Source organism: Alcanivorax sp. HI0083 (assembly GCF_001635175.1).
Genome location: NZ_LWFX01000629.1, coordinates 1 through 369, shown reverse-complemented (window position 1 = coordinate 369; position 369 = coordinate 1). Strand labels below are relative to the sequence as shown.

The 369-nt window shown below is 59.6% G+C and carries 1 pseudogene; it reads right to left on the bottom strand.

What is annotated here, in order from left to right:
• Positions 1-369, bottom strand: a pseudogene (locus tag A3754_RS06290) (flavin oxidoreductase); the annotation flags it as partial.

The following is a 369-nucleotide window of genomic DNA, read 5'->3' as shown; positions in this document are numbered from 1 at the left end:
CTGGCCATAATGTCCTGGGCGGCGCTGTTGTCATCACCATGGCGGATGTGCAATTCAATATCGCGGCCATCGCAATGGTTGGCGATGGAAAAGGGATAGCTTTCGCCGTGCAGGTTCAGCATCAGGTACTGGCCCGCGTGCCACTGGATTTTCTTGCCGGCGGGCAGGCGCAGCCAGACCCGGCTGACGTCGTGGTTGAGCGCGTCGATCTGCTGGATCTGGCAATGAATCTGGTGGACCGGCAATTCACCGGGCGCGGTTACCTCGGGCACATCTATCTCGCAATCGCTGAGTGGCAGAGCGACGCAGTATAACACCTGGGAGCTGCTGGCATCGCCCGCGTGAATGGTGCGGTTTTTCTGTTGCACC